This is a genomic window from Kribbella sp. NPDC049227, from assembly GCF_043197265.1.
In the GTDB taxonomy this organism is placed as follows: Bacteria; Actinomycetota; Actinomycetes; order Propionibacteriales; family Kribbellaceae; genus Kribbella.
In genome coordinates this window covers 600,547-627,517 of record NZ_JBICST010000008.1, presented here as the reverse complement: position 1 = coordinate 627,517, position 26,971 = coordinate 600,547, and the positions used below count along the sequence as shown (strand labels likewise).

Here is a 26,971-nt window from a genome sequence, read left to right as displayed (position 1 = left end):
CAGCTGAGTGTTCCGTTCAGCCTGGTCAGGGTTGGGTGTTGGTCAGGAGGTGGTGCTTCGGTGGGGCGACGCGCATCGCCGCGGCTGTGGTGTCGGCCGGCACCTGGATGGTGTCCTTGCTGACCCACTCGGTGATGTTGCCGACGATCGCGCCGACGGCCTGCTGCGAGGCCAGGGACGGTGCGGGAACTGTCCAGTTGGAGGGGCAGCGGCGGACGAGGAAGCAGCCGTAGGCGAACGTCGAGCCGTTGACCACCCGGGCACCGGACGGTGCGGTATAGGCGGTCGTGTGCATCGGCACGGCCTGGTTGTTCGAGTGGCAGTTGCCGGTACCGCTCGCGATCGTGGTCAGCCCCGGATGCTTGTACAGCCCTGGCCAGACGTAGTCGACCTCGCCCGCGATGAACCCTGGCAGGGCCGTGCCTGCCGGGACGCCCGCGAACATCCAGCTCGTCCCCGTGGTCAGCGTTTGTCCCAGCACCGGACAGATGTACTCCGCACCGAGCAGCGGCTGCGAGGCATAGGCATCGCCCTGGTACCGCCACGTTGTCGAGTTGTAGCCGTCGGTGTACCGGTCGATGTCCCACGCCCGCCGGCTGTCGTCGGTGAACGTGATCAGCCGGTACGCCGTGTTCGCGCCGAGATTCGCCACATTCACACCACGAGTGATCGCCTGACTCAGCGCCGCACGCATCCGCAGCGAGTAGTACTCGTCGTGCCCCGGCAGGAAGATCGTCCCGGCCCGCGCAGGCAGCTGACCGCCGAACTCGTCCAGGTCGTTGTTGGTCCAGTACGTGACGTCGAGACCCTTCGACTCGGCCCAGAACACCAGCCCCTGCTCCAGCGTCAGGTACTGCCCCGACCCCTGGCCCTCGTTGTACGGACGATCGAAGGTCAGCCGACCGGAACCTCCGGCCACACCCCCGGAGTAGAAACCCAAGCCACCGTAGGAGTTGTAGGCCTGCCAGGTCGCGGTCGCCTGCTGGATCATCAGGGCGTGCTTGGTCCCGGTGTCGTCCCTGACGGTCAGCGGTGCGTACGACGCGTACTGGCCATCACTGACCTTGATCAGATACGTGCCAGGGATCCAGTCCTTGTCCACGGCAAGGGTCAGCGTCTTGGTCCAGTTCGCCGCGGACGTCATCCGCAACGCTTTCCCGTTGGCGGTGCCACCCGTGGTCGGTGCCGCCTGCACGACGGTCGGTACGTCGTCCTGCCGCCAGACCTCACGGGCACCGAGGCCCTGGTAGTAGCCCATCCGGTAGGCCACAACACTGACCGGTTTGCCCGAGGTCACCTTGAGGTCAACGGTGTCGCCACAGGTCGCCGAGACTTCGGTGAGGTACGCCGCGAGCGGGCCGTTCATCGACGTCGGGATGACCCACTCGTCGTCACCAGGCTTCGCGTTCTCCGCGGCGGTCGTCGGCCAGCTCGTCGGGCATCCCTCCGGGACAGCCGCGAAGCCCGCCGCCGACACCGCCGGCATCGCGGCCGGCGGAGCGATCAACGAGATGGTGCCAGACCCGGACAGCAGCAACGTTCCTGTCGAGGTCTGGGCGGACATGGCGAGGGTGAGGACACCGCCGTACTTGGACAGCACAAGTCCGTAGATCGGAATCCCCAGGCGCGCGCCGGCGGCAACGTTGATGGGGGCCTTGGGCGTCCAGATCACATAGCCGCTCGATGTCCTCAGCGTTCCGTTCACGCTGGTGATCGCACCGCGCGATCCCGCCGGCAGCTGCATGCGCACAGAAGACAGAACGCCGGCCCGCGTCACAGTACCTGAGTAGGTCAGCGTCGTCGTCTGACCGGGAATCGGTTTGGTCGCGGTGATGCGCACATCGGCCGTGTAGGTCTTGATCGGCTGAAGGACCCCAGTGCCGGAGGTCAGGATCTGCCCGGCCGTTCCGGTCGCCTTGAAGCTGAGCGTCCACGGCCCGCCGGCGGGCAACCGCAGCCCGTACAACGGGATGGAGAAACGGGCGCCGACGGCAACGGTCACGGTCTTGCTGGGCCGCCACCTCAGTACGCCGGGTGACACGGTGCTCATCGTCCCGTTGACCGAGGTGATCTGCCCGGTCGAGCCGGAAGGAATCGAGACGACGATGTCGCGCACGGTCCCGGCCCGGAGCACGCTCGCCTGGTACGTCACGGTCGTCGTACCGTTCGAGGCTCTGGTCGCCGTGATGGCCACATTGGCGCCGGCCGCGTCCGCGGACCGCAGAACGAACAACGTGGCTGACGCCACCACCAGGACGACGACAGCAGACGCCATCAACTTGCGGAACATGGAGACCCTTTCAGACCTTGCTCGACAATCCGGGCCAGCGGTTCCGCGCACGCCTCAGATCCGGGCCGGGCCCGACGCGTGAACAGTCGATCCCTACCCGTTCGCGGCCTATATCGGTCCAGACCACCCGTCCGTTACAAGATCAGGAAAGTTTTTTACGTAGCCCTGAGGCGTATCGGGAACGTGGTCAGCCGAGGCCCTTCAGGAGCTGCCTCGCCATGACGATGCGCTGGACCTGGTTGGTGCCTTCGTAGATCTGGGTGATCTTGGCGTCGCGCATCATGCGTTCGACCGGGTAGTCGTGGGTGTAGCCGTAGCCGCCGAGGAGTTGGACGGCGTCGGTGGTGACGGCCATCGCGACGTCGGAGGCGAAGCACTTGGCGGCGGCGCCGAAGTAGGTGAGGTCGGCGGCGTTGCGCTCGGAGCGGGCGGCGGCGGAGTACGTGAGCTGGCGGGCCGCCTCGATCTTCATGCCCATGTCGGCGAGCATGAACTGCAGGCCCTGGAACTCGGCGATCGCCTTGCCGAACTGCTTGCGCTCCTTGACGTACCCGAGCGCGTAGTCGAGCGCGCCCTGCGCGATCCCGAGCGCCTGCGCGGCGATCGTCACCCGGGTGTGGTCCAGCGTCGCCATCGCGGTGGCGAACCCGGTGCCGGGGTCGCCGATCATCCGGTCGGCGGGGATCCGGACGTTGTCGAGGTACACCTCGCGCGTCGGTGACCCCTTGATGCCGAGCTTCTTCTCCGGCGCACCGAAGGACACCCCGTCGTCGGCCTTCTCGACGACGAACGCCGAGATCCCGCGAGACCGCGCGTCCGGGTCGGTCACCGCGAAGACGGTGTAGTAGTCGCTGACCCCGGCGTTGGTGATCCACCGCTTCACGCCGTTCAGCACGTACGAGTCACCGTCGAGTACCGCGCGGGTCCTCATCGAGACCGCGTCCGAGCCGGCCTCGGGCTCGGACAGGCAGTACGAGAACATCGCGTCGCCCGCGGCCACCGGCGGCAGGTAGCGCTGCTTGACCTGGTCCGACGCGGACAGCAGCAGCGGCAGCGAGCCGAGTTTGTTCACCGCCGGGATCAGCGAGGTCGAGGCGCAGGCGCGGGCGACCTCCTCGATCACGATCACCGTCGCGAGCGCGTCCGCCCCGGCGCCGCCGTACTCCTCCGGGATGTGCGGCGCGTGGAAGTCCGACGCCTTCAGCGCGTCGTACGACGCCTTCGGGAACTCGGCCAGCTCGTCCACATCGCCCGCGTGCGGGGCGACCTTGGCGTCGCAGACGTCGCGGACCGCGGCCCGGATCGCCTCGTGCTCCTCGGACAGCGCGTACAGGTCGAATGAGTTACTCACGAGTTGCACTGTACGACGTACGCCCGTCCGCGGGGAGCCGAAAGTGACCAACAGCGCACGGCCCGGAGACTCCGTGGCCATGAGCCGGTCACCGGCTGATAACCGCGGTGGGTAGAGTCCCGGACATGAGTGAAGCGACCTCCCGCCCCCTGCGGATCGCCGTGATCGGCACCAGCTACCTCGGCGCGAACACCGCCGCGGGGATGGCCGAGTTCGGTTTCGACGTGATCGGGGTCGAGATCGACGAACACCGGCTGAAGCTGCTGAACGACGGCAAAGCGCCGCTGTACGAACCCGGTCTGGACCCGCTGCTGAAGAAGCACACCGACTCCGGCCGGCTGCGGTTCACCAAGGACTACCGCGAGATCGCGGACTGGGCCGACGTGCACTTCATCAGCGTCGGCACCCCGCAGCTCGAGGGCAGCGAGGCGGCCGACCTGTCCCAGGTCAACTCGGTCGTCGACATGCTGGCCCCGCTGCTGACCCGGCCGACCCTGGTGGTGGGCCGGTCGACGGTCCCGGTCGGTACGGCGAAGCACATCGAGCACCGTTTCCACACCGAGGCCCCGGCCGGTACGGCGATCGAGCTCGCCTGGCAGCCCGAGTTCCTCCGTGAGGCGCACGGCGTGGACGACACGCTGCACCCGGATCGGCTCGTATTCGGCGTGGAGTCGGCGACCGCGGAAGCCAAGCTGCGCGAGGTCTTCGCCACCCCCATCGCCGAGGGTTCGCCGGTCGTCGTGTGCAACCGGCCGACCGCGGAGCTGGTGAAGGGCGGGGCGAACGCCTTCCTGGCCACGAAGATCTCGTTCATCAACGCACTCGCCGAGCTGGCCGACGCGACCGGTGCCGACGTCACCCAGCTCGCCGACGCGCTCGGCTACGACAAGCGGATCGGCCGCGGCATGCTGAACGCCGGTCCCGGGTACGGCGGCGGCTGCCTGCCGAAGGACCTGCGCGCATTCATGCACCGCGCCGGTGAGCTCGGGGTCGAAGAGGTGATCACGTTCCTGCGTGAGGTCGACGACATCAACCAGCACCGCCGGGCCCGGATCGTCGACGTCACCCACGAGGTGCTCGGCGGCGAGTGGGTCGGCCGGAACGTCACCGTCCTCGGGGCCGCCTTCAAGGCCGGCACCGACGACGTACGCGACTCGCCGGCCCTCGACGTCGCCGGCCGCATCCAGCTCCACGGCGCGAACGTCACGGTCTACGACCCGGAGGCGATGGAGAACGCCCGCAAGGTCCGTCCGACGCTGCGCTACGCCGGCTCCGCCACGGAGGCGTGCGAGGGCGCTCACGCCGTACTGCACCTGACCGAGTGGCCCGAGTTCCGCGAGCTCGACCCGGCCGCACTGCGGGGAGTCGTCACCGCGCCGGCGATCATCGACGCCCGTCTCCTGCTCGACGCGGCGAAATGGCGCGCCGCCGGCTGGATCTACCGCGCCCCCGGCAAGCCGTAACCGCCGGCCCGCTGGCGGGTTGTTTCATCACTGGCGGCCTAGAACCGGTCAGCGAGCGAACAACCCGCTAGCCACCGGCGTCAGGTGACGGTGGCGTCGCGGAGGACGGGGCGGGTCAGTACGACGAGACCGGTGAGGGCGGCGGCGATGGAGATGCCGAGGCAGACGCCGTTGATGCCCACCGACTCCGCGAGGCTGCCGAGCACCGGGTTCATCACCACGAGCGCGAGGCTCTGGCAGAGCACCACGACGGACTGCAGGCGGGACTGGTAGTCGCGCTCGACCGAGTTCATCAGCATCGGCAGCACGTGGCCGGTGAACGTACCGACGCCGATCCCGCTCAGCACGCCGGCAGCGAACGCCAGCGGCAACGGATCGAGGAACGAGAGGCCGAGCAGACCCGCGGCCGCCACCAGCAGTCCGAGGGCGGCGAAGATCCCCGGCCGGGGAAACGCGCCGCGCAACAGGATGCGCAACGCGATCACCCCGACTCCGAGGCTCCGGCTCGCCACCAGCAGACCCGCGGTCGCGGCGTCCCAGCCGTGCGACCGGGCGAGCAGTGGGAAGAGCAGCGCGTCCAACGGCATCAGCAGACCGGCCGCGACCGTCATCGTGATCAGCAGCGCCCGGGTCAGCGGCCGGCCGAAGGCGACCCTGATCCCGTCCACGATCGACCGGAACATGCCGGTCTGCATCCGCCGGGGTGGGCTGATCGTGTTCCGGAGCAGCAGCAGTACGCCGATCATCACCGCGAAGGTGACGGCGTCGAACCCCGCCGCCGCGGTGAGCCCGGCCCAGCCGACCAGGACACCGCCGACCGCCGTACCGGTCACGGCGAAGACCACGCCGGTGACCTGGAAGCTCGCCAGCGCGCGCGGGACCTGCTCCGGCGGGACGAGCAGCCGGGGCATCGAGCGCGACGACGGCAGGAAGAACGCATCGATCACGCCGACGGTCAGCGCCAGCCCGAGCAGCAGCCAGATCGGCTCGCCGACGGCCAGGGTGGCCGGCACCAGCGCCACCGTCAGCAGGAACATCGCGGCACAACTGGCCAGCAGCACGCGGGGGGCGCCGAAGCGGTCGCCGACCGCACCGCCCACCAGCAGCAGGGCGGCCCGTGGCGCGGCGGCCAGGAGCAGGACAAGTCCGGCGATACGGCCACCGTGTTGGCTGGCCGACCATCCGATGGCGAACGTCATCGTCAGGTCGCCGAGGAGGGACACGGCAGCACCGAACAGCCAGATCCAGTAACGGACCGGGATGCGCTGCGTATCCGGTTCAGCGGGCGGAGTCACGATCGACGACCTTAGACGACATCGGTTGGGATCTCACGATCTACCCTGACCGGCCTGTGGAAAACAATTACATCGTCAGGATTTACGGAGCTCTGTCGCCCCGTCACGCACCGTGGCGCCCTTCGCCCGGGCCAGGTCGGCCAGCGACTCCTGGAAGGCGATCATCCGGTCCCGCAGCTTCTCGTCGGACGCGGCCAGGATCCGGACCGCCAGCAGGCCCGCGTTCCGGGCGTTCCCGATCGACACCGTCGCCACCGGGACCCCGGCCGGCATCTGCACGATCGACAGCAGCGAGTCCATCCCGTCCAGGTACTTCAGCGGCACCGGTACGCCGATCACCGGCAGCGGAGTCACCGACGCGAGCATGCCGGGCAGGTGCGCGGCCCCGCCTGCGCCCGCGATCAGCACCTTCAGGCCGCGCTCGTGCGCTGACCGTCCGTAGTCGAGCATCTCGGCCGGCATCCGGTGCGCCGAGATGACGTCTGCCTCAAAGGGCACGTCGAATTCCGCGCAGACCTCGGCGGCCGCTTTCATCGTCGGCCAGTCCGAATCCGACCCCATCACGATTCCCACGCTCATGCCGCAATCCCTTACTCGTCGATGGTTCCGGTCAGGTACGCCGCCGCGTGCCGGGCGCGCTCCCGGGTCTCCTCGAGGTCGTCGCCGTACGCCGTGACGTGGCCGACCTTGCGTCCGGGCTTCACCGACTTCCCGTAGAAGTGGACCTTCAACCCGGGGTCGCGAGCCAGGCAGTGCAGTAGCCCACGGTGCATGTCCTCGACGTCGCCGCCGAGCACGTTGACCATCACCGTGTACGGCGCCCGTGCGGCGGGCGACCCGAGTGGCAGGTCCAGCACCGCGCGCAGGTGGTTCTCGAACTGGGAGGTGACCGCGCCGTCGATCGACCAGTGGCCGGTGTTGTGCGGGCGCATCGCCAACTCGTTCACCAGCAGCCGGCCGTCGCGGGCCTCGAACATCTCGACCGCGAGGATCCCGACCACGCCGAGCTCGCCGGCGATCTTCAACGCGGTCTGCTGCGCCTGAGCGGCCTTGTCCGGCGCGAGACCGGGAGCGGGTGCGGTGACCTCGACACAGATGCCGTCCTTCTGCACCGACTCGACGATCGGGTACGCCACCGCCTGACCGTGCGGCGAACGGGCGACGATCGCCGACAGTTCGCGGACGAAGTCCACCTTCTCCTCGGCCAGGATCGGTACGCCGCTGCCGAACGCGGCCGCGACCGCCTCGTCGTCCGGGCCGTCGACGAACCAGACGCCCTTGCCGTCGTACCCGCCGCGGGTGGTCTTCAGGATGATCGGGAATCCGCCGACCCGCTTGGCGAAGTCGGCGATATCGGCCGGCGTCTCGACCACCTGGTGGGCCGGCGACGGTGCGTCGAACGTATCGAGGCGCCGGCGCATGACCGCCTTGTCCTGGGCGTGGACGAGGGCGTCCGGACCGGGGTGGACCTTGACCCCGTCGGCCTCGAGCGTGTGCAGCAGGTCGGTGGGCACGTGCTCGTGGTCGAACGTGACCACGTCACACTCCGCCGCGAACCGGCGTACCGTCTCGGGGTCCTTGTAGTCGCCGACGGGCGCGTCCGCGACCGCCTGGGCCGCCGACACCGTCGGGCCCTCGGCCAGCACCCGGAGCTGGATGCCGAGCGCGACCGCGGTCTCCTGCGTCATCCGGGCCAACTGTCCACCGCCGACCATGCCGACCACGGGCGTGCCGGCCGGGAGGTCCTTCCGCTCGAACTTCACAGGTTGGAGCCTAATGTCCATACAACAACCCGCCTGCAGGGGGCCACCGCGGCGCGCGGGCGATTTCGGAACCAGACCGTTCGCCGGGTACCGTGGGAAGCTGCCCTCCCGTCGCGGTGTGATCACAGAAGGTTCCGGAGACCTTGAAGCTCGTCACGAAGCTCTACGGCCAGGTCGAGCACCTGGTCCACGAAGTGGCCAAGTTCGGTCTTGTCGGTCTGCTCGGTCTGGTCGTCGATCTGCCGATCTACAACTGGCTGGTCTTCAACAACCCGCTGGTGCTCGCCGACTCCGGCGAGGGCATGCTGCACCACAAGCCGCTGACGGCGAAGCTGATCTCGACCACGGTGGCGACCGTCGCGACGTACTTCGGGAACCGGTACTGGACCTGGAAGCACCGTGAGCGCAGCGGGCTGCACCGCGAGTACGTGCTGTTCTTCGTGCTGAACGGGATCGGCCTGCTGATCGCGGCCGGCTGCCTGGCCTTCTCCCGCTACGTGCTCGACCTGCACAGCTGGCTGTCCGACAACATCGCCGCCAACTTCGTCGGCCTCGGACTCGGCACCCTGTTCCGCTTCTGGTCGTACCGCAAGTTCGTCTTCCGCGAGGAGATCGAACTCGACGAGGCCGAGCACACCCCGGACTCCCCCGCCGCGCTCGACCCGGAGAACACCGGCGACCTACCCGCCGTCCGCTGACCTCTGCGGCCGAAAGGCCGTTGGTTCCGTCGGCCGGTCGTGTGAGGATGCGGACGTGACCGACTTTGACGTGCGTCCGGCGGTGGACGGGGAGTACGACGACGTGCAGGCCGTGTTCGGCGGGGCGATGATGTTCGATCCGTCGCCGGACGATCTGAGCCGGCGGCTGTTCGAGCCGGACCGCGCACTGGTCGCGACCGACGGGCCGGCCATCATCGGCACCACGAGAGCGCTGACCCGTGATCTGTCCGTGCCGGGTGCGGTGGTGCCCGCCGCGCACGTGACCGGGGTCGGGGTGCGGCCGACTCACCGCCGCCGGGGCGTCATGGCGGAGTTGATCGTCCGCCAGCTGCGCGAGGTGCCGGAAGCGATCGCGGTGCTGTGGGCCAGCGAGCCGGGCATCTACGGACGGTTCGGGTACGGCGCCGCCGCCTGGGGTACGTCGTACGAGATCGACCTGCGCCGGGTCGGGCCGCCGGACGTCCGGATCCGTCCCGGAGAGATCACCGAGCTGGCCGCGGACGAGGCGATCAAGGAGCTGGCGCCGATCCTGCGGAGTCTGCAGGAACGGCGACCCGGTGTGTCCGGCCGGTCGGAGCTCCGGTGGGAAGGGCACCTCCAGGACAAGAAGGACGATCGCGACGGCCGGACGGCCCGCCAGATCCTGGTCCACCGCGACGAGACCGGGACCATCGACGGGTACGCGCTGTGGCGCGGCAAGCTCGAGTGGGGTCCCACGGGTCCGGCCAACCAAGTGATGCTGGAGGAGCTGGTCGCGCTCACCCCAGCGGCGTACAAGGCGCTGTGGCACTACGTGCTGACGCTCGATCTGGCCGCCACGCTCGGTTACGGGTACGCGGCCATGGACGAGCCACTGCAGCAACTGGTCGTCACCCCGACCGCGCTGAACCGGCGGGTGAACGAATCGCTCTGGGTTCGGGTGACGGACGTCGTCCGTGCCCTCGGGCAACGCCGGTACGCCGTCCCCGTGGACCTGGTGCTCGACGTGACCGACGAGCTGATCCCGGCGAACACCGGACGCTTCCGGCTCACCGCGGACGGCCCGAAGGTCCGGTGTGAGCGGACCGAGGACCCCGCCGACCTGAGCCTGTCGGTGACCGAGCTCGGCGCGGCGTACCTCGGCGGTCGTCCGCTCGCCGAATTCGCGGCGACCGGCCGGGTCACCGAGCACACTCCGGGTGCAATCGACGCCGCGACTGCCGCGTTCGCCTGGCCGGTCCTCCCGGTCAGCCTCGAGATCTTCTGATCAGCGCCTAACGGTCGCCGTCGTCGGAGCTGAACAGCGTCTCGCCGTCGTCGGACGTCGACCGCTTCTCCTCCTGCTGCGGCCGGCGGCGCATGTGCTCCGGCGGATCCTCGTCGGACAGGATGCCGTCGCCCGGCCGGCCCTCAGGCCCACCGAAGAGCAGGTCGGACATCTGCAGGTGGACGTGCTCGACATGCGGTACGTCGGGCAGGACCACCTGACCGCGCTCGCCCGCGGACTCGATGTGCAGGGTGCCGCAGCCGAGGATCCGGTCGACCAGACCGTGCTCGTAGGAGACGTCGTTGATCCGCATCAGCGGGATGTCCCGGCCGGTCCGGGTCAGGATGCCGTGCCGGGTGATCAGCCGCCGGTTCGTCACCGTGTACGTCGAGAAGAACCAGTTCAGGAAGGGCTTCAGCGCGAACGCCACCAGGATCACCACGCCGACCGCGAGGATCGCGATCCGGCCCGGCGTCTGCAGCGACCCCGACGGCACGATCGCGGCCAGGAACCCGCCCGCACCCGCCACCACCAGCAGCAGGAACACCGGGAAGATCAGCGCCTTCCAGTGCGTCCGGGTGCTGACGACGACGTACTCGTCCTCACCCAACAACTTCGCCGAGATCGCCATGCCCCCAGTGTCACAGTTCCCGGGTTCGGTTGTCCCGCCCCGACACGTTCGCCGAAAAAGTGGTTTAACACTTCACAAAGTGCATACAGTCCGCGAAGATGCGCGAGGGGTAAGCATCCGAACACCCTGGGGGGCCGAGAGAAGGAGCCGTGATGGGCATCTTGTCGGTACTGGATCGGGAGCACACCGTCGCACCACCGGGGTACAGCCGCTGGCTGATCCCGCCGGCTGCACTGGCGGTCCACCTGTGTATCGGCCAGGCGTACGCGACCAGCGTGTACAAGACGTCGATGGTCAAACACTTCGACACCAGCCAGACCGCGGTCGGTGTGGTGTTCAGCATCGCGATCGTGATGCTGGGCCTGTCCGCCGCCGTCGGCGGCACCTGGGTGGAGCGCAACGGCCCACGCAAGGCGATGTTCGTCGCCGCCTGCTTCTGGGCCTGCGGGTTCCTGGTCGGTGCCCTCGGCATCGGCACCGGGCAGCTCTGGCTGGTCTACCTCGGGTACGGCTTCATCGGCGGCATCGGCCTCGGCATCGGGTACATCTCGCCGGTGTCCACGCTGATCAAGTGGTTCCCGGACCGTCCGGGCCTGGCGACCGGACTGGCGATCATGGGCTTCGGCGGCGGCGCGCTGGTCGCGAGCCCGTTGTCGCGTCAGTTGCTGAGCCTGTACGACTCGGGCTACGACCCGGACGTCAGTACGTCGGTCGCCGGTGGCGGCGCGCTGGTCGGGCTGTTCCTCACCCTCGGCATCGTCTACTTCGCGATCATGATGTTCGGCGTCTTCAACATCCGGGTGCCGGCCGACGGCTGGGTCCCCGACGGCTTCGACCCGGCGACGGTCAAGCAGAAGACCATGGTGACCACCGCGAACGTGTCCGCCGCGAACGCGATCAAGACCCCGCAGTTCTGGCTGCTCTGGGTGGTCCTGTTCTGCAACGTGACCGCGGGCATCGGCATCCTCGAGCAGGCCAGCCCGATGATCCAGGACTTCTTCCGCGGGGACGACGGCAAGTCGAGCGTCGCGGTCGCCGCGGCGGCCGGCTTCGTCGGGCTGCTGTCGATCTTCAACATGGCCGGCCGGTTCGGCTGGTCGACCACGTCGGACGTGATCGGCCGCAAGCCCATCTACATGATGTATCTGGGCGTCGGCATCATCGCCTACTTCCTGCTCGCCACCGTCGGGCACAACAGCACGGCGATCTTCGTCCTGCTGGCCGCGGTGATCATCTCGTTCTACGGCGGTGGTTTCGCGACCGTTCCGGCGTACCTGCGGGATCTCTTCGGCACCTACCAGGTGGGCGCGATCCACGGCCGGCTGCTGACCGCGTGGTCGGCGGCGGGCATCGCCGGGCCGCTGATCATCAACGGCTTCCTGGACCGGGAGGGCAAGCCCGGCACGCTGACGGCCGCGGCGTACCGGCCGGCGCTGTTCACGATGGTCGGCGTGCTGGCCGTCGGGTTCGTCGCCAACCTGCTGATCCGGGCGGTCGCCGACAAGTTCCACGAAAGCTCCGAGACGACCGTGGAGGCATCACGATGAACCAGACCCCGCGCCTGGTGGTCTCCTGGCTGCTGGTCGCCGTGCTGCTCGGGTACGGCGTGATCGAGACCCTGATCACCGCAGTCAAGATCTTCACCAGCTGAAACAGCGAAAACGATCAAGTACTACGACGCAGGCGGCGGCACGATGGTGGCATGAGCACCGACGTGTTCGCCGCCTTCGTCGACGTACTGGCCGAAGCGCTGGACGACCCTGAGGCGAAGGCCTCCGACCTGGCCGCCCGGGTGCGGCTGTCCCGGTCGCATCTCGACCGGGTGGTCGCGACGGCCGCGGGCGAGCGGCCGGGGGCCTTCCGGCGCCGGATCCTGCTGGAGCGGGCGGCGTACCGGCTGCTGACCGGGCCGGGGCACATCCTCGACGTCGCGGTCGAGGCCGGGTACGGATCCCACGAGGCGTTCACCCGTGCCTTCCGCCGGGCGTACGGCGTACCACCGGCGGCTTGGCGTGGCCGCCCGGACCGGATCCGGATCGACGCGCCGAGTGGCATCCACTTCCATCCGCCGAACGGCCTGCGCGTGCCGGCCAGGGACAAGGTGAGCTCCATGGATCTTCTCCGCACGATCGTCGACCACCACGTCTGGCTCCTGGGCAGGATGCTCGACGAAGCCGGGACGCTGACCGACGAGCAGCTCGACACCAGGATCGAGATCTCGGTCGAGGGCATCGACGCCGATCCGACCCTCCGCTCGCTGCTGTCCCGGCTGATCGGTCAGCTGGGCATGTGGCACGCGGCGCTGGCCGGTCAGGAGTACGACTTCTCCGTCGAGCAGCGCGAAAGCGTGCAGAGCATGCGCCGCCGCCTCGACGAGGTCGGGCCGGCGTTCGCGGCCGAGATCGGCGAACTCTGCGCACAGGACCGCCTGGACGAACTGATCGTGTGCCCGGGCGAGAACGTCGAGGTCTACACGGCCGGCGCGATGATCGCCCACGTCATCACGTTCGCGTCGTACCGCCGTACCCTCGTCGCCGGCGCCCTCCACGACGCCGGGCGCGACGACTTCGACGGCGGCGACCCCATCCGCTGGATCACCACCCAGTCCCGCTGATGTCCGCGCGACTCCTGGCGGTCAACGTCGTCCACGAACTCATCCGCGGCCCGACCCGTTGGACGGCGATCGACAAGCGCCCGGTCAGCGGAACGGTCGCAGTCACCGAACTCGGGCTGGCCGGGGACGAGCAGTGCGACACCCGGTACCACGGCGGCCCGGACAAGGCCCTCTACGCGTACGCCGAGGAGGACGCCGACTGGTGGTCCGCCGAACTGGATCGCGAGATCCCACCAGGCCTGTTCGGCGAGAACCTGACCACCCACGGCCTCGACATCACCGGCGCCCGGATCGGCGAACGCTGGCGGATCGGCGGCCCGAAGACCGGCATCCTCGTCGAGGTCCGGTCGCCCCGCGACCCGTGCGGCAACCTGTCCGCCCGGATGGGGATCCCAAAGTTCCATCGCAGCTTCGTGGCGACCGGCCGCGTCGGCGCCTACCTCAAGGTGCTCTCCACCGGCTCGGTCCGGCCCGGCAACCGCATCACCGTCGTCCACCGCCCGAGCCACGGCCGGACCATCGGCGAGATCTCAACCCGCGCGTAGGTGGGTGACGTCGCCGGCAGCCAGGGGGCGGGGGCCTTCGGGGGTGTCGATGATGAGGCGGCCGTCGTCGGCCAGGTCGCGGGCGGTGCCTTCGAGGTAGGTGCCGTCGGGGAGTTCGACGCGGACCGACCGGCCCAGGGTGGCGGAGAGCTCGTGGTACTCCGGGAGGATCGTGTCCGGGTCGCCGTCCGCGGCGACCCACGCCTGGTAGCGCGTGGACAGCTCGCGCAGTACGGCGGCCAGGACGGTAGCGCGGTCGGTGGTCGCGGCGCCCTCCAGTGCAAGGGACGTCGCGGCTGGATGAGGCTTCTCGGCCTCGCGCAGCGTCACGTTGAGGCCGATGCCGACCACAGCGGCCGGACCTTCGACGCGCTCGAGCAGGATGCCCGCAAGCTTCCGATCCTCGACCAGTACGTCGTTCGGCCACTTCACCAACGCCGGGACCTCGCCAACCCGTCGTACGGCGGCTGCCACGGCCAACGGCACCAGCAGCCCCAGCCAAGGCCACCGCGCAGGGCTCACACCCGTTGGGCGCAGCAGAGCCGACATCAGCACCGCGGACCGGGCCGGAGTGGTCCACGTGCGCCCCAGCCGCCCGCGACCGGACGACTGGTGCTCGGCAGCGACCACCAGCCCCTCTGGAGCCCCAGCACTCGCAGCCGCCGCGACAACAGCGTTCGTCGACTCCGTCTCTTCCAGTACGTCGATCTGCGTCCAGAACGAGCCAGGTCGCACCAGCCGCCCGGCCAGAAAGCGTGCATTGAGAGGCGGCCGATCCAGGTCGCTGAACATCAGCCGGTGTTCTGCAGGCCGGCGGCGACGCCCGAGACGGTCAGCAACAGCAGCCGCCTGGTGCGGACGATCTGGTCTTCGTCGAGGGAGTCATCGGTACGCAGCGTCCGGAGCGCCCGCAACTGCAGGTAGCTAAGGGCGTCGACGTACGGGTTCCGCAGCTCGACCGCACGGCCCAGCACGCGACGCCCGGCCAGCAGCCGGTCCTGGTCGAGCACTCGCAGCACCCACTCCGTGGTCAGCTCGTGCTCGTCCAGCATCAGCTGGGTCAGGTCGGGCCGGTCGCCCAGCTCCAGGTAGCGCCCGAGGATGCGCCGGTCGGTCTTCGCCAGCGACATCTCGGCGTTCTCCAGCATCACCTGGAACAGCGGCCAGTTCTGGTTCGCGTCCCGCAGTACGGCGACGTCACCGACGGCCGACAGCGCGGACCCGAGGCCGTACCAGCCCGGTGCGTTCACGCGCGCCTGCGACCAGGCGAACACCCACGGGATCGCCCGCAGGTCCTCCAGCGACGAGACCGCCACACCGCGACGGGCGGGACGCGAGCCGAGAGGCAGCTGACCGAGCTCCTCCAGCGGAGTCACCCGGCCGAACCAGTCCGCGAAGCCATCCGCCTTCACCAGCCGGTGGTACGTCGTACGCGCCGCCTCGTCGAGCGTCTTCTCCATCACGGCGAACCGGTCCGCGGCCACGGCCGCCCGCTCCTCGACAGCAGGTGTGGACGCCAGCAGCGTCGCCGCGGTCACCTGCTCGATGTGCCGCTGCGCGATCGGAGCGTTGCCGTAGCGAGCCGGGATCGCCTCACCCTGCTCGGTGAGCTTGAACCGGCCGGCCACCGATCCAGGAGCCTGCGCCAGTACGGCGCGGTTCGCCGGACCACCGCCACGGCCGAGGGCACCACCACGACCGTGGAACAGCGTCAGCCGGATCGCGTTGCGCTGCGCCCACGCGGTGATGCGCGCCTGGGCGTCGTACAGCGCCAGCGTCGCCGACACCGGTCCGACGTCCTTGGCAGAGTCGGAGTACCCGAGCATGACCTCGAAGCGCCGGTCGTTGGCCGTGAGCCGGTGCCGGACGCGGGTGAGCTGGATCGCGTTGTCCAGCACCTCCACCGAGTTCTGCAGGTCCTCACCGGTCTCGAACAGCGGTACGACGTCCAGCTCGATCGGGCGACCGTCCATCGCGGCGTCCGCGAGCTCGTAGACGGCCGCGAGGTCACCGGCGTTCCGGGTGAACGAGACGACGTACCGGCGGCAGGCCTCGGGGCCGAAGCGCTGCTGGATCTGACCGATCACCCGCAGCGTCGCCAGCACCTCCTCGGTCTGGTCGGACAGCTCGCCGCCACCCAGCACCTCTTCCAGGGCCTTGGTGTGGACCGACGAGTGCTGACGGACCTCCAGCTCGGCCAGGTGGAACCCGAACGACGTCACCTGCCAGATGAGCTGCTGCAGCTCGCCGTACGCCTGCCGCGGGGCGCCTGCGGTGACCAGCGAGTCCTGCAGCACCTTGAGCTCGTGCGCGAAGTCGGCCGCCCGCGGGTAGCCGAAGTCGGCGTCGCGAGCGCGGGTCGCGGCCAGTCGGCGCGCGGCGAGAAGCAGGAGCTGCCGGTGAGGCTCGGCAGGCGAGCGGGTCTCGATGTCCGCGATCAGATCGGGGTTGACCGCCCGGGCGTCCTCCAGGATGCGGCGCACCGGCGCGGACGGCGGTGTGGTCGCGGCGTCGAGCGTCAGGGCCCGGCCGAGCTCGTCCGTGGCCTGTTCGAGCGCCCGCAGGACGTGGTCGGCCTGGATCTGCATCGCCTCGCGGGTGATCGCGGCAGTGACGTTCGGGTTGCCGTCGCGGTCGCCGCCGATCCATGAACCGAGCCGGACGAACGGCGCCACCACCGGTGGCCTGGTCCCGGCCGAGTCACCGGCCAGCGCGTCGTCGAGGCGGCGGTACACGTTGCCCACCACATCGAACAGCGTCTCCTCGAACACCGCCATCGCGGACCGCACCTCGTCCAGCGGCGACGGCCGGCTGGTGCGCAGTTGCGACGTACGCCAGAGGATGTCGACCTGCTCGATCAGGCGACGCCGGTTCTCGGCCAGTTCGCTGTCGCCGGCGCGCGGGTCGCTGCGCTCCTCCAGCAACGACGAGATGCGCCGGATCGTCGCCAGTACGGCGCGGCGGCGAGCCTCGGTCGGGTGGGCGGTCAGCACCGGGCGGAACTCCAGCCCGTTCAGCAGTGCGCGGGCCTGCTGCTCGCCGCTGTCCCGGGCGATCTGCTCGACCGCCTGGGCCAGCTCGGACACCGCCGGCGCGTCACCCGCGCGGTCGCGCTCGCGCAGGACGCGGGCCCGGTGCAGCTCCTCGCTGAGGTTGGTCAAGTGGAAGTAGCAGGTGAAGGCCCGGGCCACGTCCTCGGCCCGCTCGTGCGGCCAGGAGGCCACCAGCTGCTCGGCCGCGGCGCCGTCGCCGGCGATGGTGAGTTCGCGCAGCTTCTCCACGTCGTCGAGCAGCGGCTGTCCGGCGTACTCGACGAGGACACGTCCGAGCAGTTCGCCGAGCAGCCGTACGTCGGCACGGAGCTCCTCGGGGACTTCGAAACGTGCGCGGGTACGGGTGCGCGCGGTTGCCTGACTACCGGTCTCGGTCACGTTCGCCCACCCTATCGGCGGGGGCACATCGGCGCCGCTCAGTCCAACAGCTGGAAGCCGATCGTGACCGACTGCTCAGCTACTTCACAGTAAGGCGATCAGACGTTACGGAAGCCGCCACCGACGACCTGGGAGACCACCTTGGCCAGCTCGGGCGGGGTCCGGTCGGTGCCGTCGACCACGAGCATCCGGGCGCACGCCTCGGTCATCGAGGCGAGCAGCTCGGCCAGCACCGGCAGGTTCGCATCGGGATCGGTGACGCCCGGCAACGACTTGAGGAGGGTCAGACGCAGGCCCTCGACCAGGAACGCCCTGGCCGCGCGGACTCGCTCCGACACCGCCGGGGCGGCGCCGTACTGGGCTCCGAACACGATCCGCCAGGACTGCGGGTTCTTCGCGGCGGTGGTGAGGAACGCGGTCAGGCCGTCGAGCACCTGCTCCTCGGGGGTGCCGATGCTCGGATCGGCCGGCAGCGCGCTGACGATCGAGATGACGAGATGCTGCTCCTCACGAGCGAGCAGGGCCAGCAGCAGTTCGTCGCGGTTGGCGAAGCAGTCGTAGACGACCGGCTTGGTCACGCCGGCGGCGTCCGCGACCGACTGCATCGTCGTCCCGGCGTAGCCGTTCGCGGAGAACACCTCGAGTGCCGCGTCCAGGAGCATCGGGCGCCGCCGCTCCGGGCCCAGATGGGCCGCCCGGCGGCGTTTTTCCGTGTCCTCCACCACTTGACAAACCTACCAGCTCGTAGGAAATTCCTACAGTCCGGTAGGAACTGCCGCGGGGGTGGTCGATGGCCGAGCGAGGCAGTGCCGGTTGGCTCGAGTCCGAGGGCCTCACCGCCCTGGACGCGAGTGAGCTGGCCCGGCTGGTCGACCGGACCTCGGAGCGGGAGCTTCGGCATCGGCTCATCGGGGGTGTGCGAGAGATCGCGTTGCGCGAGATCTTTCGCCGGATGCCGGAGTATCTCCGCCCCGCCCGGGCCGCCGGGTTCGATGCGATCGTCGCCTGGCAGATCACGGGGGCCGGCGGGGACGGTCGTCCCGACGGCGTGGACGAGTACTGGATCCGGGTCTGCGACGGCCGCTGCCGGCTGCTGTCCGAGCCACCCGAGGCCGCCGACATCTCGATCCGGACCGACCCGGCCACCCTGCTGCGGGTTGTCACCGGCAACGAAGACCCCGTCCTCGCCGTGCTCAAGCAACGCCTGTCGGTCCGCGGTGACCTGGCGCTGGCGGCCCGGCTGACCAAGATCTTCGCCGTCGGGCCGGCCTGAGGACGGCGTACCCCTGGAAGCGGTGCGGCCGACGTCACAACACGTCACGGCGCGCTGCCGTTAGGCTGCCCGATTATGGGAGAGACCGTGAACATCCACACCACCGCCGGGAAGCTCGCGGACCTCGAGCACCGGCTCGACGAGGCGGTGCACGCCGGGTCGGAGCGCGCGGTGGAGAAGCAGCACGCCCGCGGGAAGAAGACCGCCCGGGAGCGGATCGCGCTGCTGCTGGACGAGGGCTCCTTCTCCGAGCTGGACGAGTTCGCCCGGCACCGCTCGACCTCCTTCGGCCTGGACGGCAACCGCCCGTACGGCGACGGCGTGGTGACCGGGTTCGGCACCATCGACGGCCGGCAGGTGTGCGTGTTCGCGCAGGACTTCACCGTCTTCGGCGGCAGCCTCGGTGAGGTCTTCGGCGAGAAGATCGTCAAGGTGATGGACCTGGCGATGAAGATCGGCTGCCCGCTGATCGGCATCAACGACTCCGGCGGCGCCCGGATCCAGGAGGGCGTGGTCAGCCTCGGCCTGTACGGCGAGATCTTCCGCCGCAACGTCCGTGCCTCCGGTGTGATCCCGCAGATCTCACTGATCATGGGCCCGTGCGCGGGCGGCGCGGTCTACTCCCCCGCGGTCACCGACTTCACCGTGATGGTGGACGAATCGTCGTACATGTTCATCACCGGGCCGGACGTGATCAAGACCGTCACCGGTGAGGACGTCAGCCAGGAGGAGCTCGGCGGCGCCCGGACCCACAACACCAAGTCCGGCAACGCGCACTACCTCGGCAGCGACGAGGAGGACGCGATCGAGTGGGTGAAGGCGCTCGTCGGCCACCTGCCGCAGAACAACCTCGAGGACCCGCCGGTGTACGACGCGCCCGCCGACCTCGAGGTGACCGAGACCGACCTGGCGCTGGACACGCTGATCCCGGACTCGCCGAACCAGCCGTACGACATGCACACCGCGATCGAGGCGGTGGTCGACGACGGCGACTTCCTCGAGGTACAGACGCTGTTCGCGCCGAACATGATCGTCGGGTTCGGCCGGGTCGAGGGCCGCCCGGTCGGCGTGGTCGCGAACCAGCCGATGCAGTTCGCCGGCACGCTCGACATCGACGCGTCCGAGAAGGCGGCCCGGTTCGTCCGCACCTGCGACGCGTTCAACCTGCCGATCCTGACCTTCGTCGACGTCCCCGGCTTCCTGCCCGGCACCGACCAGGAGTGGAACGGCATCATCCGCCGCGGCGCGAAGCTGATCTACGCGTACGCCGAGGCGACCGTGCCGATGATCACCGTGATCACCCGCAAGGCCTACGGCGGCGCGTACGACGTGATGGGCTCGAAGCACCTGGGCGCGGACATGAACATCGCCTGGCCGACCGCCCAGATCGCGGTGATGGGCGCGCAGGGCGCGGTGAACATCCTGTACCGCAGGGAACTGGCCGGCTCCGAGGATGCCGAGTCCCGCCGGCAGCAGCTGATCACGGAGTACGAGGACCACCTGGCGAACCCGTACATCGCGGCCGAGCGCGGCTACATCGACGCGGTCATCAAGCCGAGCGAGACCCGCGCCGAGATCATCCGGGCCCTGCGCCTGCTGCGCACGAAGCGCGACACCCTGCCGCCGAAGAAGCATGGGAACATCCCACTGTGAACAGCGAGCCGATTCTGCAGGTCGTCAAGGGTGATCCGACGCCCGAGGAGCTCGCCGCCGTGGTCGCCGTCGTCACGGCCCGCTTGTCGGCGGCCGCCGTACCGGCTGACCCGGACCGCGCGTCGGGCCGGGCGTCGGACTGGGCGACGTACTGGCGGCACGCCCGCCGGCCGCTGCACCCCGGCCCGGGTCGTTGGCGCGCGTCCGCTCATCCGTGACACTGAGGGCATGGCCAGATACGAGGTCAACCCTGAAGCCGTCGAGTACGCACGGAAGCTGATCGACGGACGGCAGTACGTGCTGGACAGTGACTGGGGCGAGGTCCAGCCGCGGGCGGACGACCAGAACGCCTTCCTGGACAAGCACAGCTGGGACGAGTACGCCGCCTGGCACCTCGGGCTGACCGACGGCGCGGGCGACGAGACCAAGGCGCGGTACGCCTTCGTCATGGGCGACTTCCGGCGCATCCATCGGACCGGGCTGATCGCCTGCGTCTACCGAGCCTCCGAATGGCGCCACAAGGCGGTCGAACTGGCCGCCCACGACCTCCTCCAGGAGCTGGACGCGAAGGCCGGCCTGACCGCCTAGTGCGGGGCACTAGAGACGCCGGAAGCGGACCAGGGGGTAGATCGGGGTCTGGTCGGTGTTGCGGGGTGGGCCGGGGAAGGTGGTGGCGCCGTCCAGGGTGAGGCCGTGGTGGGCTGCCCGGGCGACGAGGTGGGTGATGGCGTCCTCGGCGCGGGTGTCGTTGAGACCTCGGCCGTCGGCGTAGCGACCGGCGTCGGTCTTGTCGGTGGTGGTGACGAAGACACCGTCCGGGCGCAGGACTCGCGCTACCTCGGCCAGTGCGGCGTCGCTGTCCTCCAGCAGATGCAAGAACCACACGGCGACCACCGCGTCACACCGTCGGTCGGCGATCGGAAGCTTGGCGGCGTCGGCCGCCGCAACATGCCCGGGCAACCGGACCCGCGCCCGCCGGAGCATCGCGCTCGACAGGTCGACGCCGTGCACCAAGTTGCCCAGAGCAACAAGCTCCGCGCCCACGATCCCAGTACCTACAGCCAGTTCCAGCACTCTCCCACCCTTCGGCAGGAGCGAGTGGACGGCGAAGGCTGCCGCCTTGGCGCGTTCTGCGCCGCCGCGGGTGTCGTCGTAGCGGGCTGCTTCGGGTTCGTCGTAGGCGAAGGGGGTGGTGGATCGCCAGAGCGCCGGCCAGGGAATGCCTACCTCGGCCAGCATGCGGCGGAGCAACGGGAGGGAGAGACCGACAACATTGTGGTAGTCGCCCTGGATGCCGGTGACGAACGGACCGCCGAGACCATCGACGGTGAACGACCCCGCGACCACCAGCGGTTCACCGGTGGCGACGTACGCGTCGATCTCGTCGTCGGTCAGGTCGGCGAAGAACACCTCGGTCGACTCCAGCTCCCGCAGTTCCTGCTTGGAGTTCGTGTCGATCAGGCAGTGCCCGGTGTGCAGTACGCCGCTCCGCCCGCGCATCGACCGCAGTCGTTCCCGCGCGACCTCCGGCGTACCGGGCTTGCCGTAGGCGACACCGTCCAGCTCCAGCACCGAGTCGCATCCGAGCACGGTCGCGTGTTCGGTCAGGCTTGCCACGACTGCCCGTGCCTTCAGTGTCGCCAGCAGCCGGGCCAGCTCACCCGGGCTCTCCGCGGTGATGTCGTCCTCGTCAACGCCGGACACGATCACCTCGGGCTCGACCCCGGCACCACGCAACGTCTTCAGCCGCGCCGGCGACGCCGACGCGAGCACGAACCGCACGTTCACAGCCGCGTTGCTCACAGCCGCGTCGCTCACAGCTTGGCGAGGGCCCGGCGCAGCGGGTCCAGTCCGATCGAGCCCAGGTTCAGCGCGTCGGAGTGGAACGCCCGCAGGTCGAACGCGGCCCCCTTGCGCTGCTTGGCCTCCTCTCGCGCCTGCAGCCAGATCCGCTCGCCCACCTTGTACGACGGCGCCTGTCCCGGCCAGCCGAGGTAGCGGTTCAGCTCGGCCCGCAGGAACTCGGTCTCCATCCGGCAGTGGGCCCGGAGGAACTCGAACCCGAGCTCGGCGTTCCACCGCTCGCCCGGCCGCCAGCCGAACGGGTTGTCGCGCGGGATCTCCAACTCCAGGTGCATGCCGATGTCGATGATCACCCGGGCCGCGCGGAAGCCCTGCGCGTCCAGCATGCCGAAGCGCGCACCCGGGTCCTCGAGGTAACCCAGCTCCTCCATCAGGCGTTCGGCGTACAGGGCCCAGCCCTCGCCGTGGCCGGAGACCCAGCAGTCGAGCCGCTGCCACCGGTTGAGCAGGTCGGTGCGCAGCATGGTCTGCGCGCACTGGAGGTGATGCCCGGGCACGCCCTCGTGGTAGACAGTGGTGACCTCGCGCCAGGTCGCGAAGTCCTCGATGCCGCTCGGCACCGCCCACCACATCCGGCCCGGCCGGGTGGTCAGGTCCTCGCTCGGCTGCGTGTAGTAGATCGAGCCGTCCGAGGTCGGCGCGATCATGCACTCGAGCGTGCGGATCTCGTCCGGGATGTCGAAGTGCGTGGCGCCCAGCTCGGCCACGGCCGCGTTGGACATCTCCTGCATCCAGTCGCGGAACGCCTCCTTGCCGTGGATCTTGCGGCCCGGGTCGTTGTCCAGCAGCGTCGCGGCCGCCTCGATGGAGCGGTCGCCGCCGTTCAGGCCGGCCGCAATCGCCTGCATGTCCGCCTCGATCCGGGCGAGTTCCTCCCAGCCCCAGGCGTAGGTCTCCTCGAAGTCGATCGCGGCGCCGAGGAAGCTGCGCGAGGCCAGCTCGTACACCTCCCGGCCGCAGGCGTCCCGCTGCGGTGCACGCGGCGCGATCTCCGCGGTCAGCCAGGCCCCGAACTGCTCGTACGCCTTCCGCGCCGAGGCGGCCGCGGCGTCGACCTGCGACTTGACCGCGCCGTCGGGTGCCTGCGCGGCCAGTCCGGCGAAGAAGTCGTCGCCTTCGGCGCCGGTCCAGCTGGCGATCCGGGCGGCCAGGTCGTTCACCTGACGCAGCGCCGACACACGTCCGAGCCCGGCCTGCTCCAGCAACGTCTCGCGGTACCCGTCGAGCGCCGTACCGACCTGGTTGAGCCGGATCGCGACGGTCTCCCAGTCCTGCTCGGTCGCGGTCGGCATCAGGTCGAACACCGAGCGGATCTCGGACGGGACCGAGGCGATCGCGTTCAGCTGGTGCTGCGGGACGCCTGCCTGGTATCGCTCCAGCTCCAGTCCGAGTCGCTCGAGGAACGCGTCCTTGGCGACCTCCTCGCGCGGGCCGCTGGTCGCGGTGGCCTCGGCCTCGGCGACGGTCCGTTGCGTCAGCTCGGTCAGCGCCTCGAAGCCGGACGGCGTGTAGTCCGGCAACTCGTGGTCATGACCGGTGATGCCCAGGTAGGTCGCGGAGATCGGCTGCAGGACGACGTACTGCTCCAGATACCGCTCGGAGAGCTGGTCGATCGGGCTGTCCGGTGTGGTGGCTTCGCTCACCTGGCCGACCCTACCCGCAGCCGAGCTCGGAGCTGACCTGATATTCCCGGTACTGTGGCGACCGCTATCCATGGCTCTCCAGCGAAAGGAACGGGGTTGAGCCAGACACCGTACGGCGGGCCACCTGGCCAGAATCCGCCGTACCAGCAGCAGCCCGGCCCACCGCCGCAGCCAGGACCTTACGGACCGCCACCCGGCCAGTACGGCGGGCAGCCGCAGTACGGGCCACCGCAGTACGGGCCACCTCAGTACGGGCAGTCGCAGTACGGGCAGCTCTACCCGCCGGTGCACGTGGCGCCGCAGCAGGGATTCGGATGGGGACCCAACGTCGGACCGCCGCCGCGGAAGAAGTCCAAGGGCCCGGCGTTCCTGGTGCTGAGCCTGGTGGTGCTGGCCGTCGCCGGCGCGTGGATCTTCGGCACGATCAAGAAGAACGCCGACAACAACTACACGCCTCCGGTGAGTTCCGGCCGCCACACGCCCGCACCGACCGGGCCGACGTCCGAGCCGACCGAGCAGCCCACCGAGGAACCGACGTCGAGTACGACGACGCAGCCGAACGGATCGTCCGACGCGATGATCGTTGCCAAGAACAAGCTGTACACGGTCGGCCAGATGGCACCAGTGAACTGCAAGGAGCCGGGCGTCCGGCCGAACAACGCCCGCAACGCGGCGGCGTACTGGGCCGCGATCAAGCCGTGCCTGGACAGGTCCTGGGCGCCGATGGTGGCCAAGGCGGGCTACACGTTCCGGGCTCCGCAGATGGTCTACTGGTCCGGCACGAGCGTGTCGAACCCGTGCTCCGGCGGCGCGGTCAACGTGCCGTTCTACTGCTCGGCGAACCACATGATGTACATGAAGGTCGACGTCTTCGTGAAGGCGTACAACGAGTACTCCGATCCGGAGGCGAAGGCCTACGCGCGGATGTGGTACACCCGGTCGATCGCTCACGAGTACGGCCACAGCGTCCAGAACGAGACCGGGATCCTGCAGGCCTCCAGCCGGATGCGGTACGACGCTCCGGACACCGCGAGCCAGATGCGGATGACACGGCGGATGGAGCTGCAGGCGAACTGTTTCGCCGGGGTCTTCCTGGCCGTGAACAAGCGCAGCTACCCGATCAACGGCCTGATGCTCAGCGTCTGGAACAAGTACGTCGTCACCGCCGGCGACCCGCCGGAGCAGGGCGACCACGGCAGCAAGGCCAGCCAGGCGCGCTTCATGGGCAGGTCGTTCCGCACCGGGAACCCGGCCACCTGCAACACGTTCTCGGCCTCAGCGGCCAACGTCAGCTGACGGTCAACCCGGGCGGCGCGACCTGTCGCCAGGAGTCGATCAGGATGTCGTGCAGTTCGCCGGCGTCCTCGAGCGCGTCGAGGCGGGCCCGAACCCAGTTCGAACCCGCCTCGTGCGGCGGAACCCAGAACTTCCCGGGTTCCGCCGCGATCAGCTCTTCCCGCTCCAGCCGGGGACACCGGACCGCGAACGAGGTCTGGTCGTCCGGCACCGTCACGAACATCCGCCCCGCGACGTCGAACGTCGGGTGCCCCCACCGCTGCTTCTCCACCGTCTCCGGGAAGGACAGCGCAATCCGTCGTACGTCGTCAGCGTCCAGCACGCTGACACATTAACGCTGCTTGCGGCCTGGCAGCAGGAGCGCGACGACCGCACCGGCTGCAACGATCGCGGCACCGGTCCAGACCGCGGGGACCAGGCCGTCCGCGTACCGCGCCGGCGACTCGTAGGAGCCGGCCGAAGCGAACACGGAGGCCAGTACAGCCACGCCCATCGCGACACCGACCTCACGAATGGTGTTGTTCGTCCCCGAAGCCACACCGCGGTCGGCATCGGACGCACTCGCCATCACGACGCTCGCGGACGGTGCGAAGGTCAGTCCCATCCCGACACCGGCCAGGATGAACGGCAGCACCATCTCGCTGTACTGCGTCGACGCAGTGGTGATCAGAGCGAGCCAGCCGAGCGCCACCGCCAGGAACACCTGCCCGGACGCGATCAACGTGCGTGCCCCGACCCGGTCCACGATCAGACCGGCGATCGGCGCGACCACCATCGGCGCCATCGTCCACGGCATCGTTCGTACGCCGGACTCCAGCGGGCTGTAGCCCTGCACGACCTGGAAGAACTGCGCCAGCAGGAACACCGACCCGAACACGCCGACCGAGAACGTGAACGACGTGATGTTGATGACGCTGAACGCCCGTACCGAGAACAACCGCAGCGGCAGCATCGGCGACGTGGTCCGCCGCTCCCATCCGACGAACGCGGCCAGCAACGCCACACCGGCGACCAGCGAGCCCAGCACACCGGCAGAGGTCCAGCCGTCGTCAGCACCGTGCACAACGCCCCAGACGATGGAGAGTACGCCGGCAGCGGCCAGGACCAAGCCGAGCAGGTCGAGCCGCTTCGCCGTACCCCTGGACTCGGTCAGGACGCGTGCGGCCAGCACCACTGCGACCACGCCGACCGGCACGTTCAGCCAGAAGATCCACTGCCAGTTCAGACCGTCGACGACGGCTCCACCGACGACCGGACCGACTGCGACGCCCAGTCCGGAGATGCCACCCCAGATGCCGATCGCGGCACTCCGCATCCGCTCCGGTACGGCGCCTGCCAGCAGCGTGAGCGACAGCGGCATCACCGCGGCCGCGCCGACACCCTGGATCGCCCGGGCACCGATCAGCATCCACGGCTCGGTGGCCAGCGCACAGGCCGCCGAGGCGAGCGTGAAGAGGACGATCCCGGCGAGGAAGATCCGCCGGCGCCCGAGGCGGTCACCGATCGCGGCGGCCGTCAGCAGCAGGGCCGCGAAGGACAGCGTGTAGGCGTTCACGAACCACTGCAGGTCGGACAGCGACGCGCCGAGTTCCGCCTTGATCACGGGCAGCGCGTTCGTCACGACCAGGTTGTCCAGCGTGACCATGAAGGTCGGGATCCCCACCGCGGCGAGTACGGCGCCCAGCCCGGCGCGGCGAGCCCGCTGCGCGGGAGGTTCCAGCGTGGGTCCCAGCTCATCGAGAGCGGTCGACGTCATCTCGGTCTCCTAGTTGTAATTCACTGATAACAAGTTCGGTGAGACCAAAGTATGCATCCACTGATAACATGTCAAGCAGTAGCGCCCAGCTCGTCGCCTCTGGCGACGAAAAGACGAACGGCGCCGTCGGCGCCGGGAG

Annotated in this window: 24 protein-coding genes; 11 read left to right on the top strand and 13 right to left on the bottom strand. The window is 69.4% G+C overall.

Annotated features, from left to right (window positions below; translation table 11 throughout):
* Nucleotides 1-25: 25 nt before the first annotated feature.
* Nucleotides 26-2,290, bottom strand: coding sequence for a N,N-dimethylformamidase beta subunit family domain-containing protein (locus ACGFH6_RS36125; protein WP_393393377.1), 2,265 nt, complete (start codon nt 2,288-2,290; stop codon nt 26-28).
* A gap of 187 nt (nt 2,291-2,477) precedes the next feature.
* Nucleotides 2,478-3,641, bottom strand: a complete 1,164-nt coding sequence (locus tag ACGFH6_RS36120; protein ID WP_393393373.1) for an acyl-CoA dehydrogenase family protein — start codon at nt 3,639-3,641, stop codon at nt 2,478-2,480.
* A gap of 125 nt (nt 3,642-3,766) precedes the next feature.
* On the opposite strand from ACGFH6_RS36120, the gene ACGFH6_RS36115 reads away from it, so the two are divergent.
* Complete coding sequence (locus ACGFH6_RS36115) at nt 3,767-5,104, top strand: UDP-glucose dehydrogenase family protein (protein WP_393393370.1); 1,338 nt, start codon at nt 3,767-3,769, stop codon at nt 5,102-5,104.
* Nucleotides 5,105-5,184: 80 nt separating this feature from the next.
* Here ACGFH6_RS36115 and ACGFH6_RS36110 read toward each other — a convergent pair whose 3' ends face one another.
* The 3 genes from ACGFH6_RS36110 to ACGFH6_RS36100 all read right to left on the bottom strand — a co-directional run bounded on the left by ACGFH6_RS36110 (nt 5,185) and on the right by ACGFH6_RS36100 (nt 8,162).
* The gene (locus ACGFH6_RS36110) at nt 5,185-6,399 is read right to left on the bottom strand and encodes an MFS transporter (protein ID WP_393393366.1); all 1,215 of its coding nucleotides are present in this window, start codon (nt 6,397-6,399) and stop codon (nt 5,185-5,187) included.
* Nucleotides 6,400-6,474: 75 nt separating this feature from the next.
* The gene (gene purE, locus ACGFH6_RS36105) at nt 6,475-6,978 is read right to left on the bottom strand and encodes a 5-(carboxyamino)imidazole ribonucleotide mutase (RefSeq protein WP_393393363.1); all 504 of its coding nucleotides are present in this window, start codon (nt 6,976-6,978) and stop codon (nt 6,475-6,477) included.
* Between the two features lie 11 nt (nt 6,979-6,989).
* Nucleotides 6,990-8,162 carry a 5-(carboxyamino)imidazole ribonucleotide synthase gene (locus ACGFH6_RS36100; protein WP_393393360.1) on the bottom strand — a complete coding sequence of 391 codons (1,173 nt, stop codon included), beginning with the start codon at nt 8,160-8,162 and terminating at the stop codon, nt 6,990-6,992.
* A gap of 143 nt (nt 8,163-8,305) precedes the next feature.
* On the opposite strand from ACGFH6_RS36100, the gene ACGFH6_RS36095 reads away from it, so the two are divergent.
* Together ACGFH6_RS36095 and ACGFH6_RS36090 are read left to right on the top strand one after the other, a co-directional pair.
* Nucleotides 8,306-8,860: a GtrA family protein gene (locus tag ACGFH6_RS36095; protein WP_393393357.1), complete on the top strand. Its 555-nt coding sequence runs from the start codon at nt 8,306-8,308 to the stop codon at nt 8,858-8,860.
* A gap of 55 nt (nt 8,861-8,915) precedes the next feature.
* The gene (locus ACGFH6_RS36090; protein ID WP_393393353.1) at nt 8,916-10,127 is read left to right on the top strand and encodes a GNAT family N-acetyltransferase; all 1,212 of its coding nucleotides are present in this window, start codon (nt 8,916-8,918) and stop codon (nt 10,125-10,127) included.
* 7 nt (nt 10,128-10,134) lie between these two features.
* On the opposite strand, the gene ACGFH6_RS36085 is transcribed toward ACGFH6_RS36090, so the two are convergent.
* Entirely contained in the window at nt 10,135-10,758 is a 624-nt protein-coding gene (locus ACGFH6_RS36085; protein WP_393393350.1) for a PH domain-containing protein, read from the bottom strand.
* A gap of 152 nt (nt 10,759-10,910) precedes the next feature.
* Between ACGFH6_RS36085 and ACGFH6_RS36080 the strand changes: the two genes are divergently transcribed.
* From ACGFH6_RS36080 to ACGFH6_RS36070, 3 genes are all read left to right on the top strand, one after another.
* Nucleotides 10,911-12,305 (top strand): OFA family MFS transporter, encoded by a 1,395-nt coding sequence (locus tag ACGFH6_RS36080; protein ID WP_393393347.1) that lies wholly within the window; start codon nt 10,911-10,913, stop codon nt 12,303-12,305.
* A gap of 155 nt (nt 12,306-12,460) precedes the next feature.
* Nucleotides 12,461-13,372 (top strand): helix-turn-helix transcriptional regulator, encoded by a 912-nt coding sequence (locus ACGFH6_RS36075; protein ID WP_393393344.1) that lies wholly within the window; start codon nt 12,461-12,463, stop codon nt 13,370-13,372.
* A complete protein-coding gene (locus tag ACGFH6_RS36070; RefSeq protein WP_393393341.1) occupies nt 13,372-13,917 on the top strand; it encodes an MOSC domain-containing protein in 546 nt (181 codons plus the stop codon). The genes ACGFH6_RS36075 and ACGFH6_RS36070 overlap by 1 nt, the downstream gene beginning before the upstream one ends.
* Here ACGFH6_RS36070 and ACGFH6_RS36065 read toward each other — a convergent pair.
* The 3 genes from ACGFH6_RS36065 to ACGFH6_RS36055 all read right to left on the bottom strand — a co-directional run bounded on the left by ACGFH6_RS36065 (nt 13,903) and on the right by ACGFH6_RS36055 (nt 18,070).
* Complete coding sequence (locus ACGFH6_RS36065) at nt 13,903-14,709, bottom strand: biotin--[acetyl-CoA-carboxylase] ligase (protein WP_393393339.1); 807 nt, start codon at nt 14,707-14,709, stop codon at nt 13,903-13,905. The genes ACGFH6_RS36070 and ACGFH6_RS36065 overlap by 15 nt on opposite strands.
* The gene (locus ACGFH6_RS36060; protein ID WP_393393336.1) at nt 14,709-17,348 is read right to left on the bottom strand and encodes a phosphoenolpyruvate carboxylase; all 2,640 of its coding nucleotides are present in this window, start codon (nt 17,346-17,348) and stop codon (nt 14,709-14,711) included. Before ACGFH6_RS36060 ends, ACGFH6_RS36065 begins: the two co-directional genes overlap by 1 nt.
* Before the next feature lie 98 nt (nt 17,349-17,446).
* Entirely contained in the window at nt 17,447-18,070 is a 624-nt protein-coding gene (locus ACGFH6_RS36055; RefSeq protein WP_393393333.1) for a TetR/AcrR family transcriptional regulator, read from the bottom strand.
* A gap of 68 nt (nt 18,071-18,138) precedes the next feature.
* Here ACGFH6_RS36055 and ACGFH6_RS36050 point away from each other — a divergent pair, with 68 nt between their 5' ends.
* The 4 genes from ACGFH6_RS36050 to ACGFH6_RS36035 all read left to right on the top strand — a co-directional run bounded on the left by ACGFH6_RS36050 (nt 18,139) and on the right by ACGFH6_RS36035 (nt 20,862).
* Nucleotides 18,139-18,621: an SCP2 sterol-binding domain-containing protein gene (locus ACGFH6_RS36050; protein ID WP_393393330.1), complete on the top strand. Its 483-nt coding sequence runs from the start codon at nt 18,139-18,141 to the stop codon at nt 18,619-18,621.
* Between the two features lie 75 nt (nt 18,622-18,696).
* On the top strand, nt 18,697-20,274 hold the full coding sequence (locus tag ACGFH6_RS36045) for an acyl-CoA carboxylase subunit beta (protein ID WP_393393327.1): 1,578 nt from the start codon (nt 18,697-18,699) through the stop codon (nt 20,272-20,274).
* Entirely contained in the window at nt 20,271-20,492 is a 222-nt protein-coding gene (locus ACGFH6_RS36040) for an acyl-CoA carboxylase subunit epsilon (protein WP_393393325.1), read from the top strand. Before ACGFH6_RS36045 ends, ACGFH6_RS36040 begins: the two co-directional genes overlap by 4 nt.
* Before the next feature lie 10 nt (nt 20,493-20,502).
* On the top strand, nt 20,503-20,862 hold the full coding sequence (locus tag ACGFH6_RS36035; protein ID WP_360438490.1) for a hypothetical protein: 360 nt from the start codon (nt 20,503-20,505) through the stop codon (nt 20,860-20,862).
* Between the two features lie 9 nt (nt 20,863-20,871).
* On the opposite strand, the gene ACGFH6_RS36030 is transcribed toward ACGFH6_RS36035, so the two are convergent.
* The gene (locus ACGFH6_RS36030; protein ID WP_393393321.1) at nt 20,872-22,077 is read right to left on the bottom strand and encodes a Maf family nucleotide pyrophosphatase; all 1,206 of its coding nucleotides are present in this window, start codon (nt 22,075-22,077) and stop codon (nt 20,872-20,874) included.
* An 11-nt stretch (nt 22,078-22,088) separates the two neighbouring features.
* Nucleotides 22,089-23,780 (bottom strand): DUF885 domain-containing protein, encoded by a 1,692-nt coding sequence (locus ACGFH6_RS36025; protein WP_393393318.1) that lies wholly within the window; start codon nt 23,778-23,780, stop codon nt 22,089-22,091.
* Nucleotides 23,781-23,876: 96 nt separating this feature from the next.
* On the opposite strand from ACGFH6_RS36025, the gene ACGFH6_RS36020 reads away from it, so the two are divergent.
* Entirely contained in the window at nt 23,877-25,076 is a 1,200-nt protein-coding gene (locus ACGFH6_RS36020) for a neutral zinc metallopeptidase (RefSeq protein WP_393393315.1), read from the top strand.
* Here ACGFH6_RS36020 and ACGFH6_RS36015 read toward each other — a convergent pair.
* Together ACGFH6_RS36015 and ACGFH6_RS36010 are read right to left on the bottom strand one after the other, a co-directional pair.
* Nucleotides 25,069-25,398 (bottom strand): MmcQ/YjbR family DNA-binding protein, encoded by a 330-nt coding sequence (locus ACGFH6_RS36015; RefSeq protein ID WP_393393313.1) that lies wholly within the window; start codon nt 25,396-25,398, stop codon nt 25,069-25,071. The two genes, ACGFH6_RS36020 and ACGFH6_RS36015, sit on opposite strands and share 8 nt — an antisense overlap.
* Before the next feature lie 9 nt (nt 25,399-25,407).
* Nucleotides 25,408-26,832, bottom strand: coding sequence for an MFS transporter (locus ACGFH6_RS36010; RefSeq protein ID WP_393393311.1), 1,425 nt, complete (start codon nt 26,830-26,832; stop codon nt 25,408-25,410).
* Between the last annotated feature and the right edge of the window lie 139 nt (nt 26,833-26,971).

Bases quoted from the DNA above. Each gene is read 5' to 3' on its own strand.
- ACGFH6_RS36115 (WP_393393370.1), top strand. From the start codon at position 3,767: ATGAGTGAAGCGACCTCCCGCCCCCTGCGGATCGCCGTGATCGGCACC.
- ACGFH6_RS36125 (WP_393393377.1), bottom strand. From the start codon at position 2,290: ATGTTCCGCAAGTTGATGGCGTCTGCTGTCGTCGTCCTGGTGGTGGCG.
- ACGFH6_RS36050 (WP_393393330.1), top strand. From the start codon at position 18,139: ATGGCCGAGCGAGGCAGTGCCGGTTGGCTCGAGTCCGAGGGCCTCACC.
- ACGFH6_RS36065 (WP_393393339.1), bottom strand. From the start codon at position 14,709: ATGTTCAGCGACCTGGATCGGCCGCCTCTCAATGCACGCTTTCTGGCC.
- ACGFH6_RS36085 (WP_393393350.1), bottom strand. From the start codon at position 10,758: ATGGCGATCTCGGCGAAGTTGTTGGGTGAGGACGAGTACGTCGTCGTC.
- ACGFH6_RS36035 (WP_360438490.1), top strand. From the start codon at position 20,503: ATGGCCAGATACGAGGTCAACCCTGAAGCCGTCGAGTACGCACGGAAG.
- ACGFH6_RS36080 (WP_393393347.1), top strand. From the start codon at position 10,911: ATGGGCATCTTGTCGGTACTGGATCGGGAGCACACCGTCGCACCACCG.
- ACGFH6_RS36045 (WP_393393327.1), top strand. From the start codon at position 18,697: ATGGGAGAGACCGTGAACATCCACACCACCGCCGGGAAGCTCGCGGAC.
- ACGFH6_RS36010 (WP_393393311.1), bottom strand. From the start codon at position 26,832: ATGACGTCGACCGCTCTCGATGAGCTGGGACCCACGCTGGAACCTCCC.
- ACGFH6_RS36070 (WP_393393341.1), top strand. From the start codon at position 13,372: ATGTCCGCGCGACTCCTGGCGGTCAACGTCGTCCACGAACTCATCCGC.
- purE (WP_393393363.1), bottom strand. From the start codon at position 6,978: ATGAGCGTGGGAATCGTGATGGGGTCGGATTCGGACTGGCCGACGATG.
- ACGFH6_RS36075 (WP_393393344.1), top strand. From the start codon at position 12,461: ATGAGCACCGACGTGTTCGCCGCCTTCGTCGACGTACTGGCCGAAGCG.